The organism is Phaeobacter sp. CAU 1743 (assembly GCF_039839315.1).
Classification (GTDB): Bacteria; Pseudomonadota; Alphaproteobacteria; order Rhodobacterales; family Rhodobacteraceae; genus Phycobacter; species Phycobacter gallaeciensis_A.
The window spans coordinates 1-6,685 of sequence record NZ_JBDOQR010000119.1; the positions used below are offsets into that span (position 1 = coordinate 1).

Sequence of the window (6,685 nt, forward strand, 5' to 3'; positions counted from 1 at the left end):
GCAAGCGACAAGCTCACGCCGCTCTGAAGAGGTAAGAAAACCGGGACGGATCATGCCGTTACTTGAATCGCGACCTTCTTGCACGTCAACCCTTCAGATCTCGGGTCTTCAGTGACTCCGGGTATAATCGATACCGGCGCGGGGCATCTGCTGCTGGAGGATCTGCGCCCGGGGCAGATCGATGCCGATGATTTCCTGTTCTGACACCCTCAGAACAGGAAGTCTTCTGCGCTGAGCACGCCGATCTCCTGGTGCCGCAGGATCAGGATGTCGCCGGTGCCATCCTCGATCACCACATGGCCGTTGCGGGCGCGCATGTGATTGTCGCTGAGGTCCTGGAAATCCGTGATGCCGGTGGCCGTGGTCAGATCAATCCTGTCCTCGCCGACGGTGAAATCCCGGACCCGGTCCACTCCGGCGGAAAAGACAAAGACATCGGTGCCCCTGCCGCCGGTCAGGACATCGCGTCCCATGCCGCCGTCGAGCTGATCATCGCCTGCGCCGCCCCGCAGCCGGTCGCGCGCCGCGCCGCCGTCCAGCTGATCGTTGCCGCCGCCACCGACAAGCCGGTCACGGCCCCCCTGGCCCAGCAGGCTGTTGTCCGCACCATTGCCGCGCAGCCGGTCGTGCCCGGAGCCGCCCCAGGCGTCTTCGATGAAGTTGATCACCGCGCCGTCCTGACGGACGGCAGAGGCCACGGCGATATTGTTGTCGATCTCGCCGATCGAGGAATAGCTCCCGGGGCGCAGGTTGATGCGGCTGTTGGTGGTAAGGCCTGAGGCATCGATCAGATCCTGCCCGCCGGCATCCCAGATGGTGAGGATCACATCGCGGTAGCGGCCATCTTCGCCCTGTACCTGCATGCCGCGCGGATTGTCGGGATTGCTGGCGTATTGATATTCCAGCGCGCCGCGCGCGCCGCCACCATCGCCGAAATAGACGGTATCGCCGCTGCGGGTGGTGGTATTGGCGCCGTAAAGCTCTTGCATGGCCTCGATGTCCCAGAGCATCGGCGTCAGCGGAAAGGCCTGTTTTCCTGGACCGTCACCGCGTTCCTCCGGGTGGGCGGCATAGGACATCACCGTGTACTGGTTGCTGGTCCTTGGATTGTTGGGGTCTTCGTTCGGATGATAGAGGCCCAGGGCATGGCCCAGCTCGTGCAGGTAGGTGTTCCAGCTGGTGTGACCATAGACCGGCCCGCCCTCGTCACCGGCACCCGCGAGGAACTGATCGCGGTTGTTGCGGTTGATCCAGACATCGCCCGCGCGCGAGGCGGTTTCGCCCAGATCCTCCGCATCGGGAAACCCCGAGACAAAGCCGAAGAGAAAGCGATCGCGGAATTCGGTGCTGGCAAAGGTGATATCCCCGACCCCTTCGCCCGGGATCACACCGGGCTGCAGGTTGACGCCCGAGACCTCGTTCCAGGCGGAGACCGCCCGCAGGGCCATCTCCTGTTCGCTCGCGGTCATGGAGAAATCATTGTCGAAAGAGACCCGGCCGCCGCCGACCCGCCAGGCGTCTTTTATGCCGTCTCCATCGGTGTCGACAGCCCGGTTATAGCCCGGCATGTCCGCGTCGAGGAAGGAAAAGGTCACGCTGCCGCTGCCGTCATGCCAGCTGTCACCAAGGATGGACTGATAGCTGTTCCTGCGGGCCATGGCGGTTCTGTCTTTCAAATAGGTCGAGGATCCGGGACGGACCCCGTAAATCTCTTTAAGCCGTTTTGCCCTGTCGTCGGGTTAAGGCCGGGCCGCCGACCTCAGAAGTGGACAGGCGGGACGGAAAAGGGAGCTGAAAATGGGGGCCTTCCCCGGCGCCAGACCACTGGGCCGGGGAAAGCAGAAGCGGATCAGAACAGGAAATCGTCTGCGCTCAGATCGCTGATATCGCGGTTCACGAGGATCATGCGATCACCGTCATCGTCGGTGATCACCACATTGCCGCGCGCTTCGCTCAGGTGGTTGTTGCTCAGGTCGGTGAAATCGCTGATTCCCTCGGCGCTGCTGAGATCGATTTCGTCGGCGCCACCAAAGCCTTTGACCTTGTCGCGGCCTTCGGAGAAGACGAAGGTATCGCCGCCCTTCTGGCCGATCAGCAGGTCGTTGCCGGCGCCGCCATCCAGGGTATCGTTGCCGCCGCCGCCCAGCAGCTTGTCGCGGCCATCCTCGCCATTGAGCCGGTCATTGCCGCCCTTGCCCTTGATGGTGTCATTGCCGCCGCGGCCATCGAAACGGTTGTCGCCGCGGTTGCCCAGCAGGGTGTCATCGCCTGCGCGGGAGCCGCGCACATGTTCGATGCCGCGGATGCTGTGGCTGAAGGCTTCGTCGCGCCAGGTGCCGGTGGCCTCACCCCGGCCAAGGTTTACCTCGACGGCATCGACGCCCGAACGGTCATAGCGCAGCCGGTCGTAGCCGCCCTTGCCGTTCACCGTGTCATCGCCGGCCATCAGGATGAAACTTTCGTTCTGGCCCGATCCGATCACCTTGTCATCATACATGCCGGTGCGGATTTCGGTGATCTGTCCGTCGCCCGCAATCCGGTCCGCGCCGCCCATCCCGTCATCGATGACGCGGCCACGGTTCAGTTTGGCGACCACGCCGCTGTCTGCGTTGATGTAATCCAGCCGCACCGCGCCGTCGCTTTCGCCGATGACGAAACGGTCGTTGCCGCCGCCCCCGCGCAGCTGCAGCCAGCCGCCATCGGCCGAGGTAACGCGGAAGATGTCATTGAAATCGGTGCCTACCACGCCAAGCCCGCCGATATCGGCGCCGGCCAGGATCGGGTTCTGCACATCCACCAGCCGGGTGCGGCCGTTGTCACCCTTGTCGATCAGCCCGGTATTGGCATTGCCGTCGATTTCCACGGTGATGCCTTCGTCAAGATCCGAGTGATCCAGATGCACATAGCCGCGCTCCAGATCCGAGAAGATCACCCGGTCCCGGCCAGCGCCGGGCTGGATGAAATCGCTGTCCACATTGTCGACCGGGTTGATGGTGTCGTTGCCCGGACCGCCGATCAGCTCGTCATTGCCATCGCTGCCGATGATCAGGTCATCTTCGGTCGAAGAGTCAAAGAAGGTGGTCAGCGGGATTTCCTGGTTCGGGGCAAAGGTGCCTGTTGCCGGGCCGACCGACTGGATGCTGTTGTCAAAGGCATTCCACTGGGCGCGGGTGCTGATGCTGGGCAGGGGCGCGCCGTCCAGCACGAAGATCGCATCGGCGTCCACATCGCTGTAGCCATCGACCTCGGCCTCGAAGAAGGTCATCACCAGCACCGTGGTGGTGCGGATGGTGCCGCCATCATTCCAGCGCACCTCAAGGATCGAGGCTTCGTCCTCGTCCAGCGGGCCGCCTTCAATGTAACCGGTGGCACCGTCGACGCGGATATCCGCCAGCGGCTGGTTCGGTTCTTCGGAATTGGCGGAATTGGTATAGCGCAGCGTCGAGGTATCGCCGGGCACAAAGATGGACAGGTCAATTCCTGTTTCAACACCGCGGATCACGTCTTCTTCGCCCTGGAGGCTGCTGCGCAGCACGGCAATACCGGTCAGGCTATAGGTTGTCATGGAGGAGGGTCCCTTCTACTGGTCACTCAGGTCGCTGCCCCAGACTACCGGCAGCAAATCTACCGGATGATTTTAACGATTCTCGGCCTCAGAAGAACAGAAAACAGGCCCGGGTGTGTAAAAAACCCCGGACCCTGATGCGCCTGAAATACAATACAATCAGAACAGGAAATCGTCTGCGCTGAGCTCGCCCATGGTGAGGCCTTCGAGCAGCATCGAATTGCCGGTCAGATCGCGGATCATCACCCCTTCGGCTTCGTCGCTGGCGTGGTTGGTCATCACATCGCTGAAACCGGTGAAGGCGGCAACGCCGGAGAGGTCGATCACCTCGCCGCTGCGGCTGGTGTCGAAATCGCGTACCCGGTCATCGCCGCGGCTGAAAACGAAGGTATCGCCGCCGCCACCACCGATCAGCTTGTCATTGCCGCCGCCACCGTCCAGGAGATCGCTGCCGTTGCGGCCCTTCAGGGTATCCCGGCCGGCGTTGCCGGAGAGCTCATCGCCGCCGCCGCCGCCGTTCATGCGGTCCTTGCCGCGGCCGCCCAGCATCAGGTCGGCGCCGCCATTGCCGAACAGCCGGTCGTTGCCGCCCTCGCCCGCGATCTCGTCGCTGCCGCGGCGACCGCGGATCAGGTCGCGGGCGCCGCCGCCGCGCAGATCATTGTCGGCATTGTTGCCGATGATCCGGTCCTTGGCGCTGCCGCCCCAGGCATCCTCGATGAAATTGATCACCGCTCCATCCTGGCGCACGGCGGCGGCGACGGCGATATTGTCGGTCTCCTCGCCGATGGTGGAATATTTCCCGGGGCGCAGGTCGATCAGGCTGCGGGTCGACAGATCCGAAGCATCGATCAGATCCTGCCCGCCGGCATCCCAGATGGTCAGGTAGACATCGCGATAGGTGCCATCCTCGCCTTTGACCTGCATGCCGAGATCGTTGTCGGCATTGGTGGCGTATTGATATTCCGCTGCGCCATGGCTGCCGCCGCCATCGCCGAAATAGACAGTGTCACTGGCGCGGGTGGTGGTATTGGCACCGTAAAGCTCCTGCATGGCCTGAATGTCCCAGACCATTGGCGTCAGGGAATAGGCCTGAGTGCTCAGCGGTTCGCCGGATTCGGAGGGATGCTCCACGTAGGACATCACCGTGTACTGGGCATTGGTGCTGTCGTCATTGGGCGCTTCGTTGGGATGCTGCAGGCCCAGGGCATGGCCGAGCTCGTGCAGGTAGGTGTTCCAGCTGGTGTGACCATAGACCGGGCCGGTGCCGGGGATGAACTGGTCTTCATTGGCGCTGTTGATCCACAGATCGCCGGCCTTTGACGGGCGGTCGCCCAGGTGGTCGGGATTGGGGAAATTGGCGACAAATCCGAACAGATCGGCGTCGTCGAACTCGGTGGCGGCAAAGGTGATGTCGCCGACGATGGCGCCGTTGCGGACCTCGAACACCCAAAGCCCTTCGACGCCGGTATTGCCGGTGGTGTTCTCCAGATTGGTGATGGCGCCTTCATTGCCCGATTGCGGCAGCTCGAAGAAATCGGCGCCATTGCCGGCCGAATAACCGGCCCGGGCCGGGGTGCCGCCAAGGCCGGTTTCCTCATCACCGCCCGAGGCGGTGCCGGCCGACCAGTTGATATCCTCGTAGCGGAAGACGATGTCGAAATCGCCCTCGCCGCGGTCATAAAGCTGCATCTGGAAGGAATTGCTGGGCGCGGCGTGCTGGTTGTAAAACCCGACATCCTCCCAGGTGATGGTGACGACATCGGCCTCGGCATCCACATCCACGTAGATCGGTTGCCCGGCGCGGGTGTCCACATCGGCCCAGAAGGCGGCGATCATCGGGGTGGAGCCGGCCGAGATCCCGCTTGGGGTATATTGCGACAGGCCTGATCCGAAGGTGATATTGCCATTGGTGTTCACGTAGATCTGGCTGGCATCATATTCTTCGCCGAAGAAATCCAGCCCCTCCTCGAAGACCGCCGACATATCCACCAGGGAGGAGCCATCGTCATTGACGGGCAGGGCGCTGCCGCCTGCCGCAACCAGGGTGCCATCGCCAGTGACCGGGGTGCCGAATGTGCTGTCGGTGCCGCCGCGGGCGATGGTGCCGGGCTGAAGGTTGACGTTGGCCACCTCGTTCCAGGCATTGATCGCGGCCGAGGTCATCGCCCGCTGTTCCACCGTCATCGAGACATCATTGGTGAAAGGCACGGTCTCTCCGCCGATGTTCCAGGCGTCCTTGGTGCCCTCACCATCGGTATCCAGCTTGCGGTAATAACGCGGCATCTCGGTGCCGATGAAGGAATAGGTGAGGACACCGCTGCCATCGTGCCAGGCTTCGGTGTCACTCACCAGAAGGGATCGGTAATCGTTAAAAGCCATCGCAGGGGTCCTTTCAGTCGGATGTGGAAGCAGTCGGCAGGATGGAAAGAAGATCGTTGCCGATGCAGCAGCGGAAATACCGCGGGGATTTGAAGGCGCCGATGGCGGCCTCGGCAACGGGGCGGGACAGGGGCTGGCCTGCGGCGCAATGAAAGAACAGGGGACGGGTGGCCGCGACCGCCGGGGCAGAGCTGCGGCAGGAGACCTTGGCCTTGCAGATCACCGCGGCCTGCGTCTGCAGCAGGCGACAGCCGCTGCTCCCGGAGCCGGGCGCATCCGCCTGAGCGACGCTGGCAGAGGCGAGCAGAGACAGAGCCGCTGCGGTTCTGACTGTGTGCAAAGATGGCATATCCCCGGTGCCCCCTGCTGCTGTTGTTCTCCGAACGATCCGCCCCGCGCGCGATCGAGCCCCTTCTAACCGCGCCAGATCAAGGATGGCATGGTTCGGGGAGGATGTTCTTGATTTCAATCAAGGAGCGTAACGTTCCGGGCACAGGGTGCCGGGACGTCACGCTGTTCATGTGAAGGCATAAAAGGAAAGGTGCGGCGGATGGTATCGCGACCTGAAGATCTTACCGGCCTGATCCCTGACACCCCAGTCTGGCTGCTGTCGCTAAGAGCCCGATTTGAAACTAATTGAGTGAGTTCAGGAGGTTGTGTTTCTGTTCGGGTACGACACTGAACGGAGACCACGATGGCCTGGACCGAACTCACCCGCAGCCAGCATGCCCGTGAGGG

4 protein-coding genes are annotated in these 6,685 nt (G+C 62.8%); all 4 read right to left on the reverse strand.

Annotated elements, in window-relative coordinates; translation table 11 throughout:
• Window positions 1-209: 209 nt before the first annotated feature.
• A complete protein-coding gene (locus AAFO90_RS23510; RefSeq protein WP_347510997.1) occupies window positions 210-1,658 on the reverse strand; it encodes a M10 family metallopeptidase C-terminal domain-containing protein in 1,449 nt (482 codons plus the stop codon).
• Window positions 1,659-1,849: 191 nt separating this feature from the next.
• Window positions 1,850-3,565: a calcium-binding protein gene (locus AAFO90_RS23515; RefSeq protein WP_347510998.1), complete on the reverse strand. Its 1,716-nt coding sequence runs from the start codon at window positions 3,563-3,565 to the stop codon at window positions 1,850-1,852.
• A 159-nt stretch (window positions 3,566-3,724) separates the two neighbouring features.
• Window positions 3,725-5,947, reverse strand: coding sequence for a nidogen-like domain-containing protein (locus tag AAFO90_RS23520; protein ID WP_347510999.1), 2,223 nt, complete (start codon window positions 5,945-5,947; stop codon window positions 3,725-3,727).
• Window positions 5,948-5,960: 13 nt separating this feature from the next.
• Window positions 5,961-6,296, reverse strand: a complete 336-nt coding sequence (locus tag AAFO90_RS23525) for a hypothetical protein (protein WP_347511000.1) — start codon at window positions 6,294-6,296, stop codon at window positions 5,961-5,963.
• Between the last annotated feature and the right edge of the window lie 389 nt (window positions 6,297-6,685).

Excerpts from the sequence above, each read along its gene's own strand:
- AAFO90_RS23510 (WP_347510997.1), bottom strand. The coding sequence starts at position 1,658 with ATGGCCCGCAGGAACAGCTATCAGTCCATCCTTGGTGACAGCTGGCAT.
- AAFO90_RS23515 (WP_347510998.1), bottom strand. The coding sequence starts at position 3,565 with ATGACAACCTATAGCCTGACCGGTATTGCCGTGCTGCGCAGCAGCCTC.
- AAFO90_RS23520 (WP_347510999.1), bottom strand. The coding sequence starts at position 5,947 with ATGGCTTTTAACGATTACCGATCCCTTCTGGTGAGTGACACCGAAGCC.
- AAFO90_RS23525 (WP_347511000.1), bottom strand. The coding sequence starts at position 6,296 with ATGCCATCTTTGCACACAGTCAGAACCGCAGCGGCTCTGTCTCTGCTC.